The organism is Pseudoalteromonas sp. NZS37 (assembly GCF_015864265.1).
Taxonomy (GTDB): Bacteria; Pseudomonadota; Gammaproteobacteria; order Enterobacterales; family Alteromonadaceae; genus Pseudoalteromonas; species Pseudoalteromonas arctica.
Genome location: NZ_JADYXL010000001.1, coordinates 458,112 through 481,904, shown reverse-complemented (window position 1 = coordinate 481,904; position 23,793 = coordinate 458,112). Strand labels below are relative to the sequence as shown.

Below are 23,793 nucleotides of genomic sequence, written 5' to 3'. Positions count from 1 at the left end.
TTATTACATTAATAGTGCTATTTATTACTGAATTAAAATAAATATAGACTCACGACCACGTTGCACGCCAAGTACTATATTACCTTTTGTACTGTCGATGATTTTATTCATGTCGCGAATCGTTTCAACTCGTTGACGATTCACTTGCATAATAATATCGCCTTCTTCAAGGCCGACACGGGCAGACGGTGAGCGAGGATCTACAGAAGTAACCTCAACACCTTTATTACTGTTTTTTTGTACATTTTCAAGTGTCGCGCCTTGGAATGCAGGATGCAGCTCTTCACCGGTCGCTGTAACACCTGATGCACCATCAAGAGTTACTTTCACTGTTTTAATTTTACCATCGCGGTAAATGCCTAGTTTTATCTCACGGCCTTCACCTAGCGTAGCAATTTTGCTGCGTAGTTCATGGAAGCCGCTAATGTCGCCACCGTTTATGCTAACAATAACGTCACCAGCTTCAATTCCAGCCTTACTGGCGGCAGTGTCGTCCATTACTTGCATTACATAAGCACCTTGTTTGACATCAAGTTGCTGTGCTTTTGCAAGTCCAGCATCAAGTGGACGACCAGAAATGCCTAACGAGCCTCGACGTACTTCACCATGTTCAATAATTTGATCGACTAGATTTTTCATCATATTAGATGGAATCGCAAAACCAATACCCACGTTGCCGCCAGAAGCACCTAAAATAGCGGTATTAATACCAATCAACTCACCATTGAGGTTAACTAAGGCACCGCCAGAATTACCCTGGTTAATAGCTGCGTCGGTTTGAATGAAATCTTCGTAGCCCTCAATGTTTAAACCACTTCGACCAAGGGCACTAACAATACCTGATGTAACTGTGTGGCTAAGGCCAAATGGGTTACCAATAGCAACCGCAAAGTCGCCCACTCGTAAATTATCTGAGTTAGCGAGTTTGATTTCAGTTAAGTCATCAGCGTCTATTTGTAAAAGAGCGATGTCTGATTCTGTGTCAGTACCAATTTTAGTTGCTTCAAATTCACGGCCATCTTCGAGAGTAACTACCATTTTTTCGGCGTCTTGGATTACGTGGTTATTAGTCACTACATAGCCCTCATCAGCATCAATAATGACCCCAGAACCTAATCCACTAAATTGGCGTTTTTGACTGCGAGGCTGTTGCTGTCCAAAAAAATATTCGAGAGGATCTGCGCGGCGGCGTACTTCTTTAGAGCCTGAAACTTGGATACTTACAACACCAGGAGATATTTTCTCTAGCATGGGGGCAAGAGTGGGTAGTTGTTGACCATTTACTGCAATTGGCATTTTTGCATAAGACGCTACAGGGCTCATTAATAAGCTTGTAGATAAAATAGCTGCGCTGATAAGTGATAATTTCATTTTCATAGTCAGGGGTAACTCCACTTAAGATAAAGCAAAAACAAAAAGGGCTACTTTAAAAGCAGCCCTTTTTGGTTTATTAAGATAAAACAACAAAGCTGTTATATCTAAAGACTATGGGGTCTAAAAAAAGTTCATCAAGATACTTTAGAATGTTCTGAAACTTTATTTTGACCAGCAAATAAACCAGATTCACCCGATACATAATCAGCTGGTTGCGCTGCGGCTGAAGAACGATCTGAACGACGCTCTTTTAAAGACGCTTGTAGTTGTTCTGTTGTTTCTTTAGAAAAATAAGGTTCTGCTGGTGCTTTATTTCTATCTTCTAGAAGAAGTTGGTTTGTTTCTTCAACGTGACTAAGCAGTTGATCATAGTTTTCTTTCATTTTATTTACGAGCTTGCCAGTATTCGCTAAATGATCAGCTACATCTTGACGATACTGCTCTAACGCATTTTCAGCTTGCTCTGCCTGCTCTTTTAATTCATCTTGTTTGAATTGTTTTTTAGTAACAAATGCGCCAATAAAAAATGCTACAACAGCAGCAATAACAATTAAACCTACCCACATAACTGTGCCCATAAAAACTACCCCTTTGGGAAAATAACTAACGAATGCCGATTCAATTATAAATCATACTAAGTGTAATATACCCCGAGTTATGATGCGTGTTAATATGCTTTGCAAATTAAACTGTGTTTTAACTGTAAATAGATATGACTCCTTGGCAAACATACCAACAAGACTTAAAGCGAGATGACTTTGTACACGACGCAGCACAAGAAAATGCTGTGCGCCATTTACAACGTCTATACGATGACCTAACTCAGGCAAAGCCAAAACAAAAAGGTTTTTTTGCTAAGTTATTTAGTAAAAATGAACCTGCGCCTATAAAAGGTTTGTACTTTTGGGGTGGAGTAGGGCGTGGTAAAACTTATTTAGTTGACACTTTTTACGAATCACTACCGGGCACACGTAAAATGCGCGTGCACTTTCATCGATTTATGCACCGAGTGCATAATGAGCTTAAAAAACTAAACAATACGGCTAATCCATTAGAAAAAATAGCTGACACTTTCAAAGCTGAAACAGACATAATTTGTTTTGATGAGTTTTTTGTTCAAGACATTACCGATGCTATGTTGCTAGGTGGCTTAATGGAAGCGCTATTTGCACGGGGTATAGTACTTGTTGCTACATCTAATATAGTGCCTGATGAGCTTTACAGAAATGGCTTGCAGCGTGCCCGCTTTGTCCCTGCTATAGAACTGGTTAAGCTCAATACAGAAATAGTTAATGTAGACTCAGGTATTGATTACCGGTTACGCACTTTAGAGCAAGCCGAAATTTTTCATAGTCCGTTAGATAAAGAAGCGGATAAAAACTTATTTGAATACTTCGATAAGCTATCGTCAGAGCCTGGACAATTAGATGAGCCGATAGAGATAGAAGGTCGTTTAATCAAAACGCGAAAAGTAGCTAAATGCGTGGTGATGTTTGAGTTTAGTGAATTATGCGAAACAGCGCGTAGTCAGGTTGATTACATGGAGATTAGTCGCTTATATAATACGGTGATTATTTCTAACGTAAAACAGCTTGGGCAAACTAATGATGATGCCGCTAGACGCTTTATTGCTTTAGTGGATGAATTTTACGAGCGCCATGTAACTTTAATTATATCGGCTGAAAAACCTATTACCGAACTTTATACCCAAGGTAATTTAAACTTTGAATTTAAGCGCTGTATAAGCCGTTTGCAAGAAATGCAGTCTCTAGAGTATTTAGCTAGAGAGCATTTGGTTTAAATTAGTAGGTAAAAGTGTAATAGGTTAGCCATTAAAAATAAGAGGTGCATATATAGTACTTCTTATTTCTAAAATTTCTTGTGGAAAAAACAACCGGCGAGTAGCAATGTGTTTTAAGTGCTGGTATACTCCCGCGTCTGCCACGTTGCGTTCTATGCCCTCATATAGTCTAGCCACTTGTGAGCGGCGCAAAAGTCTAAAACTCGAAGGGGTTATAGCAAACTTAGAGCAGTAGTTAATATTAACTACTTGTGGTTTTAATTGAAAAACATTGGATTTTTATAAATGAAAACGTTTGTTGCTAAACCAGAAACAGTAAAACGTGACTGGTACGTAGTTGACGCTGAAGGTAAAACTTTAGGTCGCATCGCTACTGAAATCGCTCATCGCCTACGCGGTAAGCATAAAGTTGAATATACACCGCACGTAGATACTGGTGATTATATCATCGTTATCAACGCTGAAAAAGTTACTGTAACTGGTAACAAATTCAAAAACAAAGTGTACTATTCACACTCTGGTTTTCCAGGTGGTCTTAAGTCTACTACTTTTGATAAACTTCAAGCTGCAAAGCCTGAAATGATCATCGAGAAGGCTGTTAAGGGCATGTTGCCACGTGGTCCTTTAGGCCGCGCTATGTACCGTAAACTTAAAGTTTACACAGGTACTGAGCACAACCATGCTGCACAACAGCCTCAGGTTCTAGACATTTAAGGAGCACCATCATGGCAAATCAATACTACGGTACAGGTCGTCGTAAAAGTTCAAGTGCTCGCGTATTCTTACGCCCAGGCACTGGTAACATCGTAATCAACAAACGCTCTCTAGAAGAGTATTTTGGTCGCGAAACAGCACGCATGGTTGTTCATCAAGCTCTTGAGCTAGTTGATATGACTGAAAAATTTGACCTTTACATCACCGTTTCTGGTGGTGGTACAACTGGTCAAGCTGGTGCTATCCGTCATGGTATCACTCGTGCACTTATGGAGTTTGACGAATCATTACGTTCACAACTTCGTAAAGCAGGTTTTGTTACACGTGATGCACGTAAAGTTGAACGTAAGAAAGTGGGTCTTAAGAAAGCGCGTAAGCGTCCACAGTTCTCAAAACGTTAATCTATACGTTATCAAGAATTCAAAAACCCAGCTTATGCTGGGTTTTTTGTTTTCAAATCAAAATGTTTACATTTGCAACTTAATATAAAGTTATTTATATCGACGGTGATACTGGGTGATTGCAGTAATTAATGATGATCAAATTGATTAATAACTGCGTATTAATCAAACGAAAGTTAAAAAACACTCAGATAGCTGCAAAAAAGTTAAATAATTATCGTAATTAGTTTAAATCCATCAGTTAATTGGTGGAATTTTTTGCTACAATTGGCATTGAAGTAAAATGAGTGAGTTTAACCGCACTATGTACAGTTTTTACTGTTTCCTCTTAGTGGTGTTGATCTTGGTCAGTATATTGTTTTTACAGAAGCGTTATTATAGTCGTTCGGCTTTATTCTCGAACCTACTTAATCAAATTTTGATCAAGTTAGTTTTATTCGAGCATAGGGCTTTGAATAACCTTGTTTTAATCAAGGGTTTTAATTATGATCGCTTCTATTTTAAAAATTCGAATAATTAACCTGCTGTAACTGATGTTCTCAATATAGCAAGTGTTGAGAATCATAGTGGAGATAAGTGGATGAGCAATGCGCCTGTAGACAATGGCCGACGTCGCTTTTTAACCATAGCTACCTCTGTTGTAGGTGGTGTTGGTGCGGCTGGGGCTGCTGTTCCTTTTATTGCGTCTTGGAATCCAAGTGAGCGAGCTAAATCTGCGGGTGCGCCTGTAGAAGTAGATATCAGCAAACTTGAACCGGGACAATTAATACGTGTCGAGTGGCGTGGTAAACCTGTATGGGTTGTATCACGGACCCCAAAAATGCTTGAGCAAATGAAAGAACATGAAGGTCAACTTCGTGATCCGCATTCGCAAGAGCCACAACAATTAGAATCATCAACAAATGATTACCGTTCATTACGTCCAGAAATCTTTCTGGCTGTAGGTATTTGTACGCATTTAGGGTGTTCACCTGGCTTTTTCCAAGGTAACTTTAGTGAGAAAGTTGAAGGAACCGATGATGGCTTCTATTGCCCATGTCATGGTTCTAAATTTGATATGGCTGGCCGTGTATTTCAATCGGTACCTGCTCCATTAAACTTAGAGATACCACCTTATACTTTTCTTGATGAGACCACTATTTTAGTGGGCGAAGAAAAAGGGGCAGCCTAATGTTTGGTAAGATTATTGGTTGGATAGACGACCGTATCCCAATGACACGTGTTTGGAACATGCATATTGCACAGTATCCAGCACCTAAAAACTTTAACTTCTGGTACTTTTTTGGCTCATTAGCCATGTTGGTACTAGTAAACCAAATCCTAACGGGTATTTGGTTAACGATGAACTTTGTTCCGTCTTCTGAAGGTGCATTCGCTTCAGTAGAATACATCATGCGTGATGTAGAATATGGCTGGTTATTACGTTACTTGCACTCAACCGGTGCATCAGCGTTTTTCATCGTTGTATATATGCATATGTTCCGTGGCATGATCTACGGTTCTTATCAAAAACCACGTGAGTTACTGTGGTTATTTGGTATGTTTATTTTCTTAGCGCTAATGGCTGAAGCATTCATGGGGTATTTATTACCATGGGGGCAAATGTCGTTCTGGGGTGCACAGGTAATCATCTCCTTATTCGGGGCTATTCCGGTTATTGGTGATGACTTAACACTTTGGATCCGTGGTGACTATGTAATATCAGGTGCAACGCTTAACCGCTTCTTTGCATTACATGTAATTGCACTACCACTGGTTATTGTAATCTTAGTTTTCTTACACATTGTTGCTCTACACGAAGTGGGTTCAAATAACCCTGAAGGTATTGAGATTAAACGTAAGAAAGGCTCAGTAGCTGAAGAAGATAAGCCTAAATTTAAATTTCATGAGTATTACACTGACAAGAAAGATATTGTTGATGCGATACCGTTCCACCCTTACTACACAGTTAAAGATATTGTGGGTGTGGTTGGTTTCTTAATATTGTTCTGTTGGGTTGTGTTCTTTATGCCAGCGATGAATGGCTTCTTTTTAGAAGGTCCAAACTTCGAGGCAGCTAACCCACTTAAAACACCTGAGCATATTTTCCCGGTTTGGTACTTTACGCCATTCTATGCAATCTTACGTGCAATCCCTGATAAGTTAATCGGTGTTGCGGCGATGGGTGCATCGATTGTGGTACTTGCGTTACTACCTTGGGTAGACCGTGGTAGAGTTAAATCGGTTCGTTACCGTTGTGGTTTCCATAAATGGAACATTGCAGGTTTTGTTGTAACTTTCGTTCTTCTAGGTTGGGTGGGTGCAACTCCACAAACTGATATGAAAACGATTATTTCTCAAATCTGTACTGTGACTTACTTTATGTTCTTCGTACTGTTGTTTGTATACAGTAAGAACGAAAAAACTAAGCCATTGCCAGAGAGGTTAACGAAATGATGAAGAAGCTTATTATTGGTTTATTTGCTTTATCAGTAAACTTGTTGCCGAACATGGTTATGGCAGCGGGTCCATCGGTTCCTTTAATGGAAGCGAACAACGACCTTACTGATCAACCATCTTTACAACGCGGTGCAAAGTTGTTCATGAACTACTGTCTTGGTTGTCACCAAATGCAGTATCAACGTTATGAACGTACTTTTCGTGATATCGGTATCCCAACAGAGGTTGGTTTAGAGCAGTTGATTTTTGACGGTTCTAAAGTTGGTAGTCATATTACTAACGCGATTACAAAAGACGATGCAGCAAAATGGTTTGGTGCGGCTCCGCCGGATTTAACTCTAATTGCTCGTGTAAAATCACCAGATTATATTTACACGTACTTAAAATCGTTTTATAAAGATGAATCTCGCCCGTTTGGGGTTAACAACATTGTTTTCCCATCGGTAGGTATGCCTCACGTTCTTCAAGAACTACAAGGTTTACCAACACCTATCACTAAAGAAGTACAAGAGCATGGTCACACTGTGACTAAAGTTATTGCTACTGAAACAGATGGTACGGGCGAATTAAGCATAGATGAATACGACCAAGCGGCTCGTGATTTAACAAACTTCCTTGAGTACGTGGGTGAACCTTCACGTCTTGAATCGGAAGCGCTAGGTATTAAGGTAATAGGATTTTTAATTATCCTGTTTATCTTGGCATTTATGCTTAAGAAAGAATACTGGAGAGATGTTCATTAGGTTGAACATTTTTAAAGGTAATTTTGCAATAGGGGCTTAAGCCCCTTTTGCTGTTTTAGTTATTTAATGGAGGTATAGGCATGGCCGTAGCTGCCAATAAGCGCCCTGTAATGACCCTTTTTTCTGGTGCTAACTGTATGTATAGCCACCAAGTACGTATTGTACTTGCGGAAAAAGGTGTAAGTGTAGATATTCATTTGGCTGAAAAAGATAACTTGCCAGAAGCACTTCACGAAATTAACCCTTACGGTACAGTGCCAACACTGATTGACCGTGAGCTTGGTTTATACCAGGCAAACATCATCATGGAATACCTTGATGAACGTTTTCCTCATCCTCCACTAATGCCTGTTTACCCGGTAATGCGTGGTCGTAGCCGCTTAATGATGCATCGTATTGATACTGATTGGTACAGCCTAGCTGATAAAATCAGTAACAACACGTCAGACGCTGCTCAAGCTCGTAAAGAGCTAACAGAAGCATTGCTTGCTGTAGCACCTATTTTTAGCGAAGCACCTTACTTTATGAGTGAAGAGTTTAGCTTAGTAGACTGTTATTTAGCTCCACTATTATGGCGTTTACCAGAGTTTGGTATTGAGCTTAATGGTGCAGGTTCTAAAGAGCTTAAAGAGTACATGATCCGTTTATTCGAACGTGAGTCATTCCAAGCCTCTTTAACTGAAGCTGAGCGTGAGATCCGTTTATAATGACGCCTAATCGTCCTTATTTATTACGTGCTTTTTTTGATTGGATAGTCGATAACGAGTGTACACCGCATTTAGTGGTAGACGCTGGATTTGCAAATGTACAAGTGCCAACACAATTTGTTCAAGACGGACAAATTGTTTTAAACATAAGTCCATCAGCGGTCACACAGTTTTCGTTAGACTTAACCCAACTTAGCTTCAGTGCGCGCTTTGGTGGTCAGCCAATGCAAGTGTATGTACCTCTAGGTGCTGTGCTTGCAATATACGCGCGTGAAAATGGCGAAGGAACAGTCTTTACCGCAGATGAGTTTTTAGAGGACGAAGACGATTTTGTGCCAGAGCTTGAAAGTGTTGATTCATCAGCTGAGTTTATTGATGAAACACCACCAGAAAAGCCTGAGAAGAAAAAAGGCTCTCATTTACGCGTTATTAAATAATAAGTAAATGCCAAAAAAAACCGCTGAATAAGCGGTTTTTTTATGTCTGTATTTTGTGTTTACAAGTATTCAAATACTTTAATTACACGCTCTACGCCAGAAACATTGCGGGCAATATTTACAGCTTGAGTTGACTCAGAGTCAGATACTAAGCCCATTAAAAAAACTTCAGCATTTTCTGTCACTACTTTAATGTTATTACTGCTAATGTCTTTTGCTGTTAGTAGCTGGGCTTTTACTTTAGAAGTTAGCCAAGAGTCGTGAGTTTGTGTAGTAATGCCAGTATTTGAGCCAATACGAATTTGGTTATGTATTTTACGAATACCTGAAACGCCCTCAATGGTGCGCTGCGCTTCGTTTCTCATTTCTTCGTTAGATACTTGGCCAACAAGTAAAACAATACCGTTAACGCTTACAGCGCTTATATTGGCAAACTTTTCAAGACGTTCTACTTCGCTAAGTGCAATACTGGCTTTTATTTCAATGTTGTTATCGTCAATTTGAGAGCCAATAGTACGGCGGTCGTTCGCTGCAGTTACTGCACTGGCTGTACCTGCAACAACAGCGGCTGCGCAGCCTTGCAGTAATACAACAGTACCTAAAACAATAAGAGAGCGTTTAAACATAATTTTCATCCTGAGGGAAAAGCGTTAAATCAACAAGTTCGCTTAAACAATGTAAGTTAACTAAATGGGATTCGATAATGCGGCTAGGGCGTTTAGATGGCGATCTAATTTCAACATCGTTAGGGCCAAGTAGGCCTACCAACTCGCCACCATCATCACCAACCATAACTATGACCTTCATATCTTTAGTTAGTGCAGCTTCAACGGCAGAAATAACATGTTTTTCGTTACCGTTTATAGCCAGTACAAGCAATAAATCACCTTGTTGGGCAAAAGCGCGGACTTGGCGAGCAAATGTATCGTGATCGTCCACTTGAGTACTTTGCCCCAGATTAACGTTTTCTTGCGATAGAGCAATTGCAGGTAAGCAGGGACGTTCGGTTTCATAATGATTAACCAACACACCCGCCATATGCTGAGCGAGCATGTGGCAATTTGCAGTACCGCAGCAAATGAGTTTATTTCCGTTGATCAGACTTTGTGCAATAGTAAATGCAGCTGACTCAAGCGCACTAGGTAGCACTTCACCAGCAGCGATTTGAACTTGAATGCTTTCTGTAAAAATTTCTTTAATTGTGTCTTGCATAGCCTACCAATAATTTATCTTTGTATTTGCGTTTAAAATACATTTTTAAGCCAATTAATATTAGGAGATGCTTCTCCTGTAATGGCTACATAATCAATTCTTAGAGCTTGGTTAGTTAAATTTTTAGCTGCTAAGTAATGATAAATACTACGTTTTAATCGAGCTTGTTTTTGTGGACTAAGCGCATAGTTGGCACCGCCACGAGCATTATTTTTGCGAAACTTAACCTCAACGAATACAAGGGTATCGCCTTCTTTCATAATGACATCAAGCTCACCAAAGGGGCAGTAATAATTACGTTCTATGGGTGTTAGCCCTTGAGTAACTAAGTATTTTTGCGCTTCAAGCTCATAATACTGGCCTTTTTCGCGACTATTGTGCCACAGCTCTTTAAACCACGACATGCCGCCCCCTTAATTAAGTTTAATTGATAGTTTGTATGTCACCCGCTGATTGCATAAACAATGGTACAGGGCGTTGTGTTTCTAATTGCACAGGCTTAATGCGACGGTTTGTATATTGAGCCCAGTCGAGCGTGCGTTCTATATGGCCGCTGGTATTAACAGATAACTTACCGCTTAAACCACTATATTGATTGCCTGGCATTACGCTTAACTGCCTGATGTCATGTAATATTGATACAGCATCGTACGCCATTGCAAATAAGCGTTGGCTAATATCTACTTGCTCTGGCCATAACGAATCATACTGCTGGCGTAAGTTATGTTGTTTAATTTGCGAATCGAGCATCCACGGCAATTCAGTGAAGTATAGGCCGTCTAAGTCGCCTTTGTCAGTACTGTCAATTTGTTTACTATGACTTTTAGAGCTGGCATAAAGTGGAATACGATCTGCAAATGTACTTACGTTTACATCAAGGTAGGGTTTAATTAAGCGTGTTTCTATTGCATCACCCAAAATATAAATAACGTCTATATCACTACGCGAACGGGTTTCGTTTTCTACTTCCTGTTTAAATAGTGCTTTAATCGTTTTTATGCGCTCTTTTGATTTATCAACTTCTAACAAGCTGGTAATTGTATTAGGCATATCTTTTTTATCGTTATAAAAACCTATTTGCGGCTTGGTTTCGCTATAGCGTTGCCACTGTAAGTTAAAGTAATCAACCAAGCGTTGGCCATTTGCGTTATTTGGTGCAAGCAACATAGGTTTTTGATAGCCCTTAGTTAAAAAGTGTTCTAAGGCTTGTTGTACTTCGTGCTCAGGGTTTAGTGCAAAGTAATAATGCTGAAGCGAAATGCGCTCACCATCAAAGGTGTTTAAATGTAGTACCGGAGTATCAATAAGAGTTTGTGCATTGGCAAGTTTATCAATATTTGCTTTAAGTAGAGGACCAATTACAAAGTCAGGCTTTATTTCTTCAAGTTGCGCTGCAATTTCTTCTGTACTTAGGTTTTCATCAATAAAAATAGTGTCGTTGATATTTTGCGTATCAAGTGCAGCTAATACGCCAGCTTTAAGGGCATCACCTAAACGTTCGTTAGGGCCCGATTGTGGAAACAGCACAACTAAGCGCTCTATATTGATAGGAGCAAGTTCAGTAAGCATTTCATCTTGTTCAGGTAATACAGTAAAAGCCGGATGCCCAATATAGCGTCTGCGCCAATTGTTGATCGCTTGATCTAACTCTACGCCACTACTTGCATATACTTGATGATATAACGCTAGGTTAGCCCACCCTTGCTGAATAACCGAACCACGGTTAAAGCGTTCAAGCGCGTAAGAAGAAAGTTGCTTTAAGTTATCCCACAAATTTTGATTAAGTTGAGGGATTTCTATATTATTTTTTGTTGCTGTTTCAGAGGCTCTAAAAAAGTAGGGTGCAGCTTTTTTAGGAAAATTTTGCGATGCGTAAATGCTGGCCGTTAAAAACTGATGCCAAGCAAAATGCTCAGGTTGAGTCAGTTGTCCGTCTAGCGACTGTAAAATAACCAAAGCTTGATCATTTTTATTCTGTTGTTTTTGTGCAAATGCAATATAAAGGCGGTTCTGGATTTGATCAACACTTGCGGTTAATTCAAGCTCATTCCCAATTATCTCTAATAAAGGCCAGTTTTGCTCACTAATTGCTGCATCACGGGCGCTATACAATAACTGTATTTTATCGGCACCTTGGCGGTTTTGCGCCAATTGATAGATAGATTGCGCACTGGTTGCCTGATTTTGCAGTGCATTAGTGCGGTTACTTACGTTATCGCTGTTTTTAGTTGGTTTTTCGGTTGTGCTACACGCCGATAACCCTGACAATATAATTAATAGACTAACTAGTTTAAGTCGCACAATGATTTCCCAATACGTTAACGCGATTTGCTTATATTACTGACTGACGCAGGAGACCTCAATGTTAAATGAGGAGAATTCACAGAAAATTGGCACTCTTTACATTGTTGCCACCCCAATTGGCAATTATGACGACTTAAGTCACCGTGCCATTGCGACATTATCGCAAGTTGACTTAATAGCTGCTGAAGACACTCGCCATACCGGCAAGCTACTTAGCCACTTTGGAATTAAGGCAAAAACGTTTGCATTACACGACCACAACGAAAAGCAAAAAGCACAACAAATTATTGATCAACTTAATCAAGGTTTAAATATTGCTTTAGTATCTGACGCTGGTACACCACTAATTAGTGATCCAGGCTACGCTGTTGTAAATCTGTGTCGCGAACAAGGCGCTCATGTTACACCTGTTCCAGGTGCATGTGCTGCAATTACAGCCGTATGTTGTTCAGGCTTACCAACCGACCGCTTTCAGTTTATTGGTTTTACGCCAGCTAAAAGCAAAGCTCGCCAAGACTTTTTTATTGAAGCTGTTAACTCAGGCATTACCAGCATAATGTACGAAAGTACGCACCGTATTATGGCAAGCCTTGATGATTTAGCACTAGCCCTAGGTGATGAGCAGCAAGTTGTGTTTGCTAAAGAGCTAACCAAAACCTTTGAAACATTTTTTAATGGTAGTGTAAGTGAGCTTAAACAGTTTTTAACTGATGATCCTACCAAGCAGCGCGGCGAAATAGTGCTTATGCTTCCGGGCAAACCAAAGCAAATAGACGATGTTCCGCCTGAAGCGCGAAAAATGCTGGCACTTCTTGAAAGCGAAATGCCAATGAAAAAAGCCTGTGGCGTTGTTGCTGAATACTTTGGAATGAAGAAAAACGCTTTATACAAAACAATTATTGAAGAAAAAGAGTAAATTTTACTGCGCTTGGTATTAGCCTCATGTATACTGCGCGCCGAGTCAGCCAAGATGATCGCTGCCTGTGACGAAAATGATCAGGGGGAGGAAAGTCCGGGCTCCATAGGGCAGAGTGCCAGCTAACGGCTGGGGGGCGTGAGCCCACGACAAGTGCAGCAGAGAGGAGACCGCCAATCTCGATTGGTAAGGGTGAAAGGGTGCGGTAAGAGCGCACCGGGCCGCTAGTAATAGTCGGTTGCAAGGTAAACTCCACTCGGAGCAAGACCAAATAGGGTTCCTTATGGCGTGGCCCACGTTGGAACCGGGTAGGTTGCTTGAGCCATAGAGCGATTTATGGCCTAGACGAATGATTATCACTTTCTTCGGAAAGGACAAAACCCGGCTTATACGGCTGACTCACTCATTCAATAAAAAGCCCGCAGTTAACACTGCGGGCTTTTTTGTGTTTAAATTTTAGTATTATTAAATAATATTTTTCCCTTGTTCTGGATCGCGAGATTGCTCTGCTTGTTCACGTATTTCGTCGGTATCACTACTTACATCATCAAGCGTTTTAGTTTGCTCAACAGTTTCACTTTTTTCGCTTTGTATTTGCGATGGTTGTTTTTCCTCTAAGCTAGAAGCACTTTCATTAGGGTCGGTGAGTATAATTCTCTCTCGTGCGTCATCAGGCATGCTGATGTTTTGTTTTGTGAACTCATTGACTAATTCGCGCATAAGCTGGGAGGCTACTTTTAATGGACTGTGCTGCTCGCTATTAACCCAAAAATACAAAACGAAGTTGATAGTAGATGAGCCTAAGTTTTTTATTAAAACTTGCGCGGGTGGGTCGCTAAGTACCGCATTTTGTTGATTGGCAATATCTAGGGCGAGGGTTTGTGTGCTGCGTATATCGTTATCATAGCCAATACCAATTTCTACTTTGCCGCGCATTTTTGGATTGGCAGTCAGGTTTTTAATGGTATTTTTATATACAGTCGCATTAGGTATTTGAATATGATTGCCATCGTAATCAACAAGTGTGGTTGCTCTTGCTGTTACTTTTTTAACAATACCTAATCGGCCATCCACTTCAATTACATCGTCAATTTTAAAAGGTCTTTGTACGCTCAGTAATAAACTAGCAATAAAGTTCTCTGCTATGTCTCTAAAAGCAAAGCCGAGTATTAAACCTATCAACCCAGTCCCACTCATAATAGCAACAGCAAACTGAGTAAGCCCTGCCAAACGTAAAAATAAATACACCCCAAATAAAATTATTAGGGTGCTTATACTGCGCCTTATGACTAGGTGAACAAGCTTGCTGTCAGTCATATAGTCAATGGGTTTGATTAGTAATCTAGAAAGTGGTCCTGAAATTAAGTAACTGAGTATTAAAAGCATTATGCCGAGTAAAAGAGTGGGTAATATTTGCGCTGTTACGTGAAGTAATTGCACGCCTTGCTCATAAAAGAAATTCCACGAAAGTGTATCAACTTTGATCACTTCAGTTATTGGTGTTGTATTATTTAGCGCTACACTGCTTTTTAGGGTACCGAGCATGGCTTATCTTCCGTGTTAGAGTCATTTATAGATAAATATTAGCAAGTTTGGTACCAAACGCTTATAACTTGGCAAATATTTTGCTGTAGTAACGTAATACAAATATTGAGGTTTAGAATGAAAGAAGCTAAACGAGGACAGCAAGCAGAGCAGCCTGCACATATCCCTTTTATAGGTTGGTGGGATATTGTTAAACGTATTTTTAAGCAAATGAGTGAAGATAACTTATCTATAGTGGCAGCCGGTGTGGCATTTTATGCGTTACTTGCTATTTTTCCAGCCATTGCGGCGATGGTATCAGTGTATGCGTACTTTTCATCCCCAACAGATATTAGTGAGCACTTAAGTAAAATAGTTACTTTGCTTCCACCAAGCACTAGTGAACTGATTTTATCTCAGGTTTCTAGCCTAGCTAAAACATCAAGTGCAAGCTTGAGCTTAAGTGCAATTGGTACACTCATACTTACTATTTGGAGTAGTTCAAAGGGCAGCCAAGCACTTATTACTGCATGTAATATTAGTTATCGTGAATATGAAAAACGCTCATTTTTTCAGGCTCAACTAGTGCGCTTTTTATTTTCGGTAGGGGCGATTGTAGTCGCAATTTTTGCGCTATTAATTATTGGTATTTTACCTATTGTACTTAATTTAGTGGGACTAAAAGAAAGTATAGATTTATTAATTAAACTCATTTCTTGGCCATTATTGGCTTTTACCTTTAATTTTGCATTGGTACTTTTATATCGTTATGCCCCACATCGTAAACCTGCTAAATGGCGTTGGATCACAATGGGGTCGTCTATTGCTACCGTGCTTTGGATTTTGGCATCTATAGGTTTTTCTTTTTATGTGTCGCGTTTTTCTAGTTACAACGAAACGTATGGCTCACTAGGTGGTGTAGTGATCATGTTGATGTGGTTGTATATCAGCGCTTATATAATCACATTAGGTGCTGTTATTAATGCAGCTACTGAGCAGCAAACAGGTAAAGATAGCACTGTAGGGCCGGCTAAAGAGCGTGGGCAGCGAGGCGCCTATGTAGCAGATCACCTCGATGTAAAAAATGAATAGCTATTAATTAGTTAAATTAGTAAGTGCAGTAATTTGCTCTTTAAATTCTTGTGCTGCAGGACCAAGCCTGTCGTTGTCGTTGCACATTAAATATAAATTAAGAGTACGGGTTGTACCTTGGTCTAAATTAAGTGCAATGAGGGTTTGATCTTCAATTAAATGTGCAATTTGTGTTTTTGGCAGCCAAGCATAACCTAAATTTTGACTAACCATATCAATGGAGTTGCGTAAGTGGCTTACTGTCCAGCGCATATCTGCACCTAGCCAGCCTTCGTTGTGACTGGTGTGGGTTGCTGAGTCGCGCACTACTATTTGTCTATGTAGCTTTAAATCACGAAAGTTGAGTTGTTCAGTATGTTGGTGTAATACATGGTCTTTATGCGCAACGGCTATAAACTCTATATCGCATAACGTACTGCAACTAATTCCATAGATAGGAATTGACGAAATAGCTAAATCAACCACTGAGTTATGTAATAATTCGTTTGCACCGGTTAGCACGCTTTCTACTAAATCAATTTTTAAAAGAGGGTAAAGCTCACTCGTTTTAGCAAGTGCTTGATATAAAATAGCGTGTGGAAAAACTTCATCAACAGCTATTTTTAACGTGCTTTCCACGCCTTCGCTTAGTGTACTTGCTACCGATTCTATTTTAGTCGCTTCTTCAATTAAAAACTCGGCTCTGCGTAAAATCAGCTTACCGCTATCGGTTAAAAATGCTTTACGGCCTTTTACTTCAAGCAACTTAATTTGCAAGGCGGCTTCAAGTTTTTGCACAGCATGGTGTACGGTTGACTGACTTTTATGTACAGCTGCGCTTGCGCCTGCAAACCCGCCATGATCCACAACCGCTTTAAACATTCGCCATTGCTCTAATGTTGCTTTTGCCATTTTTAAATCCTGTTACTACTTTATATCTGATTGCTTAACTTGACCGCGCAGACGCATTATTTATTGCGTAACAGTGATTTTTTGTCTATTTATTTTAACAAAGCTACTTTTTTATCAGCTAGAAGTGCCATAAAACTGCTTTTATTTAAAGGTCTTGAAAATAAATAACCTTGACCGTAATCGCATCCTGCTTCAAGTAGTAGCTGCATTTGTAATTTAGTTTCAATTCCTTCGGCGATTACTTTTAAGCCCAACTGATGCGCCATAACAATGATGGCTTCACACAATGCAAGTTCTTGGCTGCCTACTTGAATATTATCAACAAAACGTTTATCTATTTTTAAATAGTCGGTGTCCATTTCTTGTAAGTAAGCGAGCGACGAATACCCGGTACCAAAGTCATCAAGAGCAAGCTGCATACCTGATTTTACTATTTCTTTTAGGCGTCTTTGCGTAAGTGCTTCAGGGTTAACCATTAAGCCTTCAGTTATTTCTGCGACAATTGACGAAGCAGGCAGCTTTGCTGCTTTTAGCATATCGTACCATTCATCTATGCCACTCTCTGGCGTGGATAATTGCACTGGCGATACGTTTACACTTATTTGAAAAGTATCATCGGTTAGTGTTTTTATATCGTTAAGTGTTTGCAAAGCTTGGGCAAATACAAATTGACCAATTGCATTTATTTGCCTGGTTTCTTCAGCAAGTGGGATAAATGCGATAGGGCTAATTAGGCCTTTTTCGGGATGTTGCCAACGAATAAGCGCTTCAGCTTTATGAATATGTAAATCATTTAAAGCAACTATGGGCTGATAAAATAACTCAAACTGTTCAAGTTCTATGGCACTTCGTAAGTCTTTTAATAGCACCATGCGCGCGTGTGCATATTCGCGCATGTCAGCAGAGAAAAACTCAAAACAGTTACGACCATTACTTTTTGCTTTATACATAGCCTGATCGGCTGCCTTTAAAAGCTGTTCAGTATTTTCACCATCATTAGGAGCGCAAGCAATGCCTATGCTTGCACTAATAAATAACTCTTCGTTTTCAAGATGCAAAGCTGACGATAGACTAAGTAAAATATTACTCGCAATTTGATTAATATGGCGCGTACTTTTAATGTGACTAAATACAATAACAAACTCATCTCCCCCAATTCGTGCCACAAACTCAGCGTTTTTTGCCGACTGGACTATACGCTGAGATACGAGTTTTAATAAGTTATCGCCATAGTGATGGCCTAATGTGTCATTAATATCTTTAAAGTGATCAATATCTAAAAGCATGACAACCAATTGATTATCTGGAGTAACAACATTTGAAAATCGTTGATTTAATCGCTCCTTTAATTCTAAACGATTTGGTAAGTCAGTTAGGTGATCAAAATGAGCTTGTCGCCAAATGGTTTCATCAGCTTGTTTTTTTTCTGTGAGGTCTGTGAATATCGCGATACGACGAATAGGTGCGTTGTTTGTGTCATAAATAGTATCGATTGTGAGCCACTCAGAGTAAAGCTGCCCATTTTTTTTACGGTTAATAACCTCGCCTTGCCAGCGGCCTGTTTGCTGTAATTCAGACCACATTTTATTGTAAAAATTCTTATCATGTTTTCCTGATGAAAGAATTGAAGAGGACCGGCCAATAACTTCTTCTTTACTATATAAAGTCGTTTTACAAAACGCAGGATTTACATCAAATATAATGCCCGTTGGATCGGTGATTGCCATGCCTTCACTACTGTTGTTATACACTAGTGAGGCAAGGTGGAGTGCTTCTTCATTTACTTTTCGTTGTGTTATATCTCGTAGTACAACAACGTATTCATTTTTACTTTGCATTGCGCTAATACGTGCTTCAAAGCTGCGTTTAGGATCTGATTTTTCGAGTGTGAATTCTAAATTACTCGAAACATCAAGTTTAGATAACTGCGATAACAAAAGCTGAACATTGCTGTGTGAAAGTATTGATGATAAATGAGGTACTACAGTGCTGTTAGGATTTACTTGAGGCTTAAACTGTCCTGTTATGTTGAGAATATCGCCATGGATGTTAATTCTAACGTAACTATCGGGCAGAGTATTAAGCAAGCTAGTAAGCTCATCATGCTTGTTTTTTAAATTAGCTTCAGCTGTTAACCGAGTTTGCGCCATTGATTTAAAACGCTGATAGAGAGTATTTAGCTCTGGATTATTGGGTTGTATTTTTTGTGAGGGCATCTCGCCCTTAGCCAATACGTTTGTTGCATTTGTTAGATTATTAATTGGGTCAATAATGCTGGTTTTAAGTAGTTTACGTGCAATTAAAGACAGTATCAGCAGCGATAAAATAAACACACCAATCGCTATAAAAAAATTATTATTTATTTGCTTTAAAGCATGCGTAACAGGAAGTGCGATATGTATATTTAAGCTGTTATTACTTGGATCGCTGTAAATAACAGAGTGGTGAAGCATTCGGGCTTCACCTTCAATGGATTTTATTTTTGTTGATGCCTCATTATCAATCGAAGAATCAGTTGCTAATAAAGTCTGTGCAATATTATCGCCAAGCGCGGCTGTTGTTGGTGGATAACGCGCTAAAATTTTTCCGTTAGAATCAGCAATTGCAGCAATAGAGCCTGGCGGAAGTTCAATGTCATTAAAAGCATTGTTCCACCAATCAAGCGCAACAACGATAACTACAACGCCCTGAATTACATTTTTTTTATTAATAATAGGTAACGCAAAATTAAGGGTGTTTTTTTGCAGACTTCGGTCGTGCTGAAAATAACCTACCGACAATTGGTTACTTTTTAAGGCGTTTTGGAAATACGCCCGATCGGCAATATTAATTGTTTTGGCTAACCCGCTTGTTGTACATATAACAATGCCATTTGGATCTATAATCCCGATATTGGCAACATGTGCGTAAATAGATCTAAATTGATTAAAATAATTAGGGCAGGTCGTTGCTAGATTTTCTTTCTTACTTTCCTCTTTAGCCAAATAACGCGCTAAACGGTCAATATCATCGACTAAGTGCTTTTGCTGTAAAATTAATTGCTTAGCAATATTTTCTACTTTTTTTTCGCTTTGCTCAATAGAGTGATCGCGTTCAAGCAGCAGTGTAAAAATAATTACAGCGGTGCCCGGAATACTTAGCAATATAAGTAAACGATAAAGCTGATGTTTGAGAGAATAAGTAAAAATAACCATTCCTTAGTTTTGTATTTTGCAATAACAATTGTAGCCAAATTCACTCCAAATAACCATAGTAATTATAAGGTTGAAAATGTAACCAATGAATCATTATAGTTCTATTTTTTGGAATGTTAAGGTCGATTTAAAGACATAGTTGTTTTGTTTAATGGATGATTTAATAACCCCATAAACTTATTCTTTAGAGTGAATTAATAAATGAAAATATCAAAAATACTTACAGCTTATGCAACTCAAGATGGCGATGGTGTGAGTATTAGCCGTATACCTGGGTTTGATGGTAAATATTTAGATCCCTTTTTAATGATTGATGAACTTAAGTCAGACGACAAAAAAGATTATATGGGAGGCTTTCCTGAGCATCCGCACCGAGGTATTGAAACGTTTACTTATATTCTAAAAGGTGGCTTTGAACATCGTGACCAAATGGGTAACAGAGAAGCAATTAAAGCAGGCGATGTGCAATGGATGAGTACAGGGCGCGGCGTCATGCACAGTGAAATGCCACTCGCGGATGCTGTTGACGGTTTGCATGGCTTTCAAATTTGGATCAACATGCCAAGCGCAGAAAAAATGCGTGATTCACGTTATCAAGATACTACTAAAAACCCAGCTCCGAGTTTTACAAATACGCAAGGTGTGACGTTAAAAGCACTTGCGGGATCGTGGCAGTTCGAAAGTGAAACGCTTACAAGCGCTCTGCAGAGTTTAGCTGCCAATGCGGCGCTCGCTGATATTACATTACCCGCTGGTAAAAGCATGAGTTTAGAGCCTCTTAGCCAACAAAAAGTAATGCTTTATATTCATAGCGGCTCACTAATAATGAGCGACAATCAAACAATACCAGCGGGCAAGTTACTTATTTTAGAACCAGACAGTGACATTAATATTAGCTCTGAGCACGGCGCTGGTGTTTTGGTTTTAGCTGGCGATCCACTTAATCAGCCGATTGCTCATATGGGGCCGTTTGTAATGACGACTCAAGCTGAAGTACAGCAAGCAGTGCGTGATTATCAAAACGGTGAGTTTGGCAAAATTTAACGGTATTTTTAGGAGAGTTTTATGGGATTATTAGTTAACGGTCAATGGCAAGATAAATGGTACGACACCGATTCAAGTAACGGTAAGTTTGAACGCGAAACGGCGCAGTTACGTCACTGGATAACTGTTGATGGTAGTGCTGGAATAACGGGCGAGGCCGGTTTTAAAGCTCAAGCGAACAGGTATCATTTATATGTGTCACTTGCGTGTCCTTGGGCGCATCGAACGCTTATATTTAGAGCATTAAAAGGGTTACAAGACTTAATTACGGTGTCGGTTGTTAGTCCTGATATGCTTAATAGTGGTTGGGCTTTTGATACGCAAAACAACAGTACTGGCGATGCTTTATTTGATAGTAACTACTTACATCAAGTTTATACAAAAAATAATCCAAAGTACTCCTGGCGAGTAACCGTTCCCGTATTGTGGGATAAAAAGCTGAATAAAATTGTCAGTAATGAGTCTGCCGATATTATACGTATGTTCAATAGTGCGTTTAATGAGTTAACAGGTAATAACGATGACTACTACCCTGAGGCGCTGCAACCAAAAATTGATGAATTAAACGCGTTGATTTATCCAAGTATAAATAATGGTGTTTATCGTACGGGCTTTGCTACAACTCAAGATGCGTATGAAGAGGCGTTTAACGATGTATTTAAAGCACTCGATACAGTAGAGGGGATACTGAACAAGCAGCGTTATTTAGCCACAAATGAACTCACAGAAGCAGATTGGCGATTATTCACCACGCTCATTCGGTTTGATAGTGTGTACGTTGGTCACTTTAAATGTAATTTACGCACAATTGAAAGCTACCCTGCTTTGAGCGGATACCTTAGAGAGTTATATCAAGTTGAAGGTGTGGCAGAGACGGTTGATTTTTACCACATTAAACGTCATTACTATTTTAGCCATACAATGATCAATCCAACACAAATTGTGCCAAGTGGCCCAAGTATTGATTACTTATCTGATCACGGTAGAAATGTTTAGCGTTTAAGCAAACAGCCTAACAAGCCAGCCGTATTTTCTTACCAAGCTGGTTTCGCCTTTCCCCGCTTGTACAGCTGCACCGGCTAAAAAGGCACTTGTTAGTCCCACTTTAGTTGCGGCAAAACGCTTAAGTCTATATTGAAACGCTGCATGATGTTGGCGTTTTAACTCACTGCGCGTGTCCATTTGCTTACTAAGAGCATCAACGTTTTCATTAGGTGCTTTGATTAAGTAGTTAACTAACATGATAATTTCCTTATAAGTTAAACAGTTGTTTTAAGCTTTTGAGCGTTTTACTAAAGCCAATTTTATTGCTTAGGTAAACCGTATTTTTCCAAAGCCATGCTAAACAAGCAACTTGCAGCAAAGCAGCTGTTGCAATACTCAGCCATACTGACCCAAAAACATCGTATACACCGTATCCAACAGCACCTAATACTCCTGCCCACAACAAAACCAAACCACTGGCAAAACAGCCTAAAAATATAGTGATCAATGCAAGCGATCTAAGCGATAACCGCCATTCAGCTTTAGCAAGCTGATGGGTGATCTTTCCTTGAGTTTGGTAATCATCCTTGAGCTGCTTAGAGTACTCTAAAAGCTTTGCAATATGATCTTGCCAATCGTCCTTTTGGCTCTGCTGCTCAGTTGTTTGGTTTTGCGCTTCACCATCCTTGGCTGCGCTTGTTTGTGGGTTATTCATCACTGATTACTTACGACGAAATAGTGATGTAATCAGCATACCCGCAGCAAAAGCAATACCCGCGGTTGCTAATGGATTTTCAGAAGCAAATGCACGGGTTTTAGCTGTACATTCACTTAACTTTTCGCGTGCAATAAGTTGTTTTTCGCTTAATGCATCTGCTGAACTCGAAGCGCCTTTACGAACACTGCTTTCAGCTGTTGCTGCTTTGCTAGAAAGTGCATCTACAGCATCGTGCGCCGCTGATGTTGCTTTTTCTGTAAGAGGTGATTCAGTATTTGTTAGTTTAACGTCAGGCTTAACATCTGAAGTTGTGTTTGGTTTCGTATTTGTTGCAGTAGCCATAATCAATCCTTAATAAGTTAAAAATTTAAATAGTGATTTAGATGATGCAATGATTAAACCAAAACTGTTATTTATTTTAAGTTATTGAGTTTGTTTGTTTTTGTTGTTTGTATATAACTTTTCGTATTTGGTAATTTAAAGCAAACAGTAACTATTACTACACGGTTAGGTAAATTTTACAAAGGGAGTAAAAATGCTTAAAAAGTTGTAAATATTCATTGGTTATTCAGTAAGCAAAGCGTGTAAACAGAAAGTTATAAAAAACAGAATAGATATTTTTTTCATCACAATCCCACTTTTTCCCACGTAATTCAAACGCTTCGCTTGAGCCCTTATTTTTTCTAGCTTTGGGACTTACTAAAGCTGGTCAGCTTACTTGACAAAATGGCTTGTCAAGCCCTAAACTGGAGCACTGTGGTAAAAAGTGGTTTTTAGTGGATCACACTGGATAAAAATAAACAAAAGTTGAATAAAACAATTTTAAAGTAGGTTTTTTATGTTTCGTGGCGCGAGTTCACTGAGTTTGGATGATAAGGGGCGTTTTGCGGTACCGACTAAGTACCGAGAATCTCTATTGTCTGAAGATCAGGGAACGGTTATTTGTACCGTCGCATTAAATGAGCCGTGTTTATGGTTGTATCCGCTGGCTGAGTGGCTCGAAATAGAAAGCCGTTTAGCTAAAATCTCCAATATGAACCCACGAGCCCGTCGAATGCAGCGTATGTTGCTCGGGAATGCTACTGAATATCAACTTGATAAAAATGGTCGAATTTTGCTTGCGCCGTCACTGCGGGCTCATGCATCACTTGGCAAAAAAATCATGCTAGTTGGTTTGATGAATAAATTTGAAATTTGGGATGAGGCGCGTTGGCACGAGCAAATGCAGCAAGATACTGAGCTTGAAAGGCTTGGCGATTTTGAACCTAACCAAGATTTAGATAATTTTACACTCTAAC

Annotated in this window: 25 protein-coding genes and 1 other RNA gene; 14 read left to right on the top strand and 12 right to left on the bottom strand. The window is 39.5% G+C overall.

Annotated elements, in window-relative coordinates; translation table 11 throughout:
• Window positions 1-24: 24 nt before the first annotated feature.
• Window positions 25-1,377: a Do family serine endopeptidase gene (locus I6F47_RS02160; RefSeq protein ID WP_010554276.1), complete on the bottom strand. Its 1,353-nt coding sequence runs from the start codon at window positions 1,375-1,377 to the stop codon at window positions 25-27.
• Between the two features lie 131 nt (window positions 1,378-1,508).
• On the bottom strand, window positions 1,509-1,952 hold the full coding sequence (locus I6F47_RS02155; RefSeq protein ID WP_007580324.1) for a YhcB family protein: 444 nt from the start codon (window positions 1,950-1,952) through the stop codon (window positions 1,509-1,511).
• A gap of 134 nt (window positions 1,953-2,086) precedes the next feature.
• Between I6F47_RS02155 and zapE the strand changes: the two genes are divergently transcribed.
• From zapE to I6F47_RS02115, 8 genes are all read left to right on the top strand, one after another.
• Window positions 2,087-3,175, top strand: a complete 1,089-nt coding sequence (gene zapE / locus I6F47_RS02150; RefSeq protein WP_197112303.1) for a cell division protein ZapE — start codon at window positions 2,087-2,089, stop codon at window positions 3,173-3,175.
• A gap of 285 nt (window positions 3,176-3,460) precedes the next feature.
• Complete coding sequence (gene rplM / locus I6F47_RS02145) at window positions 3,461-3,889, top strand: 50S ribosomal protein L13 (RefSeq protein ID WP_007378318.1); 429 nt, start codon at window positions 3,461-3,463, stop codon at window positions 3,887-3,889.
• Between the two features lie 8 nt (window positions 3,890-3,897).
• The gene (gene rpsI, locus I6F47_RS02140) at window positions 3,898-4,290 is read left to right on the top strand and encodes a 30S ribosomal protein S9 (protein ID WP_024590200.1); all 393 of its coding nucleotides are present in this window, start codon (window positions 3,898-3,900) and stop codon (window positions 4,288-4,290) included.
• Window positions 4,291-4,870: 580 nt separating this feature from the next.
• Window positions 4,871-5,461 (top strand): ubiquinol-cytochrome c reductase iron-sulfur subunit, encoded by a 591-nt coding sequence (gene petA, locus I6F47_RS02135; protein ID WP_007580333.1) that lies wholly within the window; start codon window positions 4,871-4,873, stop codon window positions 5,459-5,461.
• Window positions 5,461-6,726 carry a cytochrome b gene (locus tag I6F47_RS02130; protein WP_007580335.1) on the top strand — a complete coding sequence of 422 codons (1,266 nt, stop codon included), beginning with the start codon at window positions 5,461-5,463 and terminating at the stop codon, window positions 6,724-6,726. Before petA ends, I6F47_RS02130 begins: the two co-directional genes overlap by 1 nt.
• A complete protein-coding gene (locus I6F47_RS02125) occupies window positions 6,723-7,472 on the top strand; it encodes a cytochrome c1 (protein ID WP_007580337.1) in 750 nt (249 codons plus the stop codon). Before I6F47_RS02130 ends, I6F47_RS02125 begins: the two co-directional genes overlap by 4 nt.
• Window positions 7,473-7,552: 80 nt before the next feature.
• The gene (gene sspA, locus I6F47_RS02120; protein ID WP_002957965.1) at window positions 7,553-8,179 is read left to right on the top strand and encodes a stringent starvation protein SspA; all 627 of its coding nucleotides are present in this window, start codon (window positions 7,553-7,555) and stop codon (window positions 8,177-8,179) included.
• A complete protein-coding gene (locus tag I6F47_RS02115; protein WP_007580339.1) occupies window positions 8,179-8,616 on the top strand; it encodes a ClpXP protease specificity-enhancing factor in 438 nt (145 codons plus the stop codon). The genes sspA and I6F47_RS02115 overlap by 1 nt, the downstream gene beginning before the upstream one ends.
• Window positions 8,617-8,675: 59 nt before the next feature.
• Here the strand turns inward: I6F47_RS02115 and dolP are convergent, their stop codons facing one another.
• From dolP to I6F47_RS02095, 4 genes are read right to left on the bottom strand one after another with little or no spacing between them, the layout of a single operon-like run.
• The gene (gene dolP / locus I6F47_RS02110; protein WP_007582867.1) at window positions 8,676-9,242 is read right to left on the bottom strand and encodes a division/outer membrane stress-associated lipid-binding lipoprotein; all 567 of its coding nucleotides are present in this window, start codon (window positions 9,240-9,242) and stop codon (window positions 8,676-8,678) included.
• Window positions 9,235-9,828 (bottom strand): SIS domain-containing protein, encoded by a 594-nt coding sequence (locus I6F47_RS02105; protein ID WP_002957968.1) that lies wholly within the window; start codon window positions 9,826-9,828, stop codon window positions 9,235-9,237. The genes dolP and I6F47_RS02105 overlap by 8 nt, the downstream gene beginning before the upstream one ends.
• A 32-nt stretch (window positions 9,829-9,860) precedes the next feature.
• Complete coding sequence (locus tag I6F47_RS02100) at window positions 9,861-10,232, bottom strand: YraN family protein (RefSeq protein ID WP_010554278.1); 372 nt, start codon at window positions 10,230-10,232, stop codon at window positions 9,861-9,863.
• A 19-nt stretch (window positions 10,233-10,251) separates the two neighbouring features.
• Window positions 10,252-12,129: a penicillin-binding protein activator gene (locus I6F47_RS02095; RefSeq protein ID WP_007582872.1), complete on the bottom strand. Its 1,878-nt coding sequence runs from the start codon at window positions 12,127-12,129 to the stop codon at window positions 10,252-10,254.
• Window positions 12,130-12,190: 61 nt separating this feature from the next.
• On the opposite strand from I6F47_RS02095, the gene rsmI reads away from it, so the two are divergent.
• Both rsmI and rnpB read left to right on the top strand, forming a co-directional pair.
• A complete protein-coding gene (gene rsmI / locus I6F47_RS02090) occupies window positions 12,191-13,048 on the top strand; it encodes a 16S rRNA (cytidine(1402)-2'-O)-methyltransferase (protein WP_024607458.1) in 858 nt (285 codons plus the stop codon).
• A gap of 42 nt (window positions 13,049-13,090) precedes the next feature.
• An RNA gene (rnpB, locus tag I6F47_RS02085) (RNase P RNA component class A) lies at window positions 13,091-13,453 on the top strand.
• A gap of 60 nt (window positions 13,454-13,513) precedes the next feature.
• Here the strand turns inward: rnpB and I6F47_RS02080 are convergent.
• A complete protein-coding gene (locus tag I6F47_RS02080; protein WP_197183237.1) occupies window positions 13,514-14,593 on the bottom strand; it encodes a mechanosensitive ion channel family protein in 1,080 nt (359 codons plus the stop codon).
• A gap of 117 nt (window positions 14,594-14,710) precedes the next feature.
• Between I6F47_RS02080 and I6F47_RS02075 the strand changes: the two genes are divergently transcribed.
• The gene (locus tag I6F47_RS02075) at window positions 14,711-15,664 is read left to right on the top strand and encodes a YihY/virulence factor BrkB family protein (protein WP_007582878.1); all 954 of its coding nucleotides are present in this window, start codon (window positions 14,711-14,713) and stop codon (window positions 15,662-15,664) included.
• Between the two features lie 3 nt (window positions 15,665-15,667).
• On the opposite strand, the gene I6F47_RS02070 is transcribed toward I6F47_RS02075, so the two are convergent.
• Both I6F47_RS02070 and I6F47_RS02065 read right to left on the bottom strand, forming a co-directional pair.
• Window positions 15,668-16,555 (bottom strand): LysR family transcriptional regulator, encoded by an 888-nt coding sequence (locus tag I6F47_RS02070; protein WP_197183236.1) that lies wholly within the window; start codon window positions 16,553-16,555, stop codon window positions 15,668-15,670.
• Window positions 16,556-16,644: 89 nt separating this feature from the next.
• Window positions 16,645-19,749: a bifunctional diguanylate cyclase/phosphodiesterase gene (locus tag I6F47_RS02065; RefSeq protein ID WP_197183235.1), complete on the bottom strand. Its 3,105-nt coding sequence runs from the start codon at window positions 19,747-19,749 to the stop codon at window positions 16,645-16,647.
• A 201-nt stretch (window positions 19,750-19,950) separates the two neighbouring features.
• Here I6F47_RS02065 and I6F47_RS02060 point away from each other — a divergent pair, with 201 nt between their 5' ends.
• Window positions 19,951-20,793, top strand: a complete 843-nt coding sequence (locus tag I6F47_RS02060) for a pirin family protein (RefSeq protein WP_197183234.1) — start codon at window positions 19,951-19,953, stop codon at window positions 20,791-20,793.
• Between the two features lie 21 nt (window positions 20,794-20,814).
• Window positions 20,815-21,789: a glutathione S-transferase family protein gene (locus I6F47_RS02055; RefSeq protein WP_197183233.1), complete on the top strand. Its 975-nt coding sequence runs from the start codon at window positions 20,815-20,817 to the stop codon at window positions 21,787-21,789.
• A 3-nt stretch (window positions 21,790-21,792) separates the two neighbouring features.
• On the opposite strand, the gene I6F47_RS02050 is transcribed toward I6F47_RS02055, so the two are convergent.
• The 3 genes from I6F47_RS02050 to I6F47_RS02040 are packed head-to-tail and all read right to left on the bottom strand — an operon-like array spanning window position 21,793 to window position 22,837.
• Window positions 21,793-22,035, bottom strand: a complete 243-nt coding sequence (locus I6F47_RS02050) for a hypothetical protein (protein WP_007582895.1) — start codon at window positions 22,033-22,035, stop codon at window positions 21,793-21,795.
• A gap of 10 nt (window positions 22,036-22,045) precedes the next feature.
• Entirely contained in the window at window positions 22,046-22,492 is a 447-nt protein-coding gene (locus I6F47_RS02045; RefSeq protein ID WP_101216889.1) for a hypothetical protein, read from the bottom strand.
• A 6-nt stretch (window positions 22,493-22,498) separates the two neighbouring features.
• A complete protein-coding gene (locus I6F47_RS02040; RefSeq protein ID WP_007582901.1) occupies window positions 22,499-22,837 on the bottom strand; it encodes a hypothetical protein in 339 nt (112 codons plus the stop codon).
• 496 nt (window positions 22,838-23,333) lie between these two features.
• Between I6F47_RS02040 and mraZ the strand changes: the two genes are divergently transcribed.
• Window positions 23,334-23,792 (top strand): division/cell wall cluster transcriptional repressor MraZ, encoded by a 459-nt coding sequence (gene mraZ, locus I6F47_RS02035; protein WP_007582904.1) that lies wholly within the window; start codon window positions 23,334-23,336, stop codon window positions 23,790-23,792.
• The last annotated feature ends 1 nt before the right edge of the window (window position 23,793 follow it).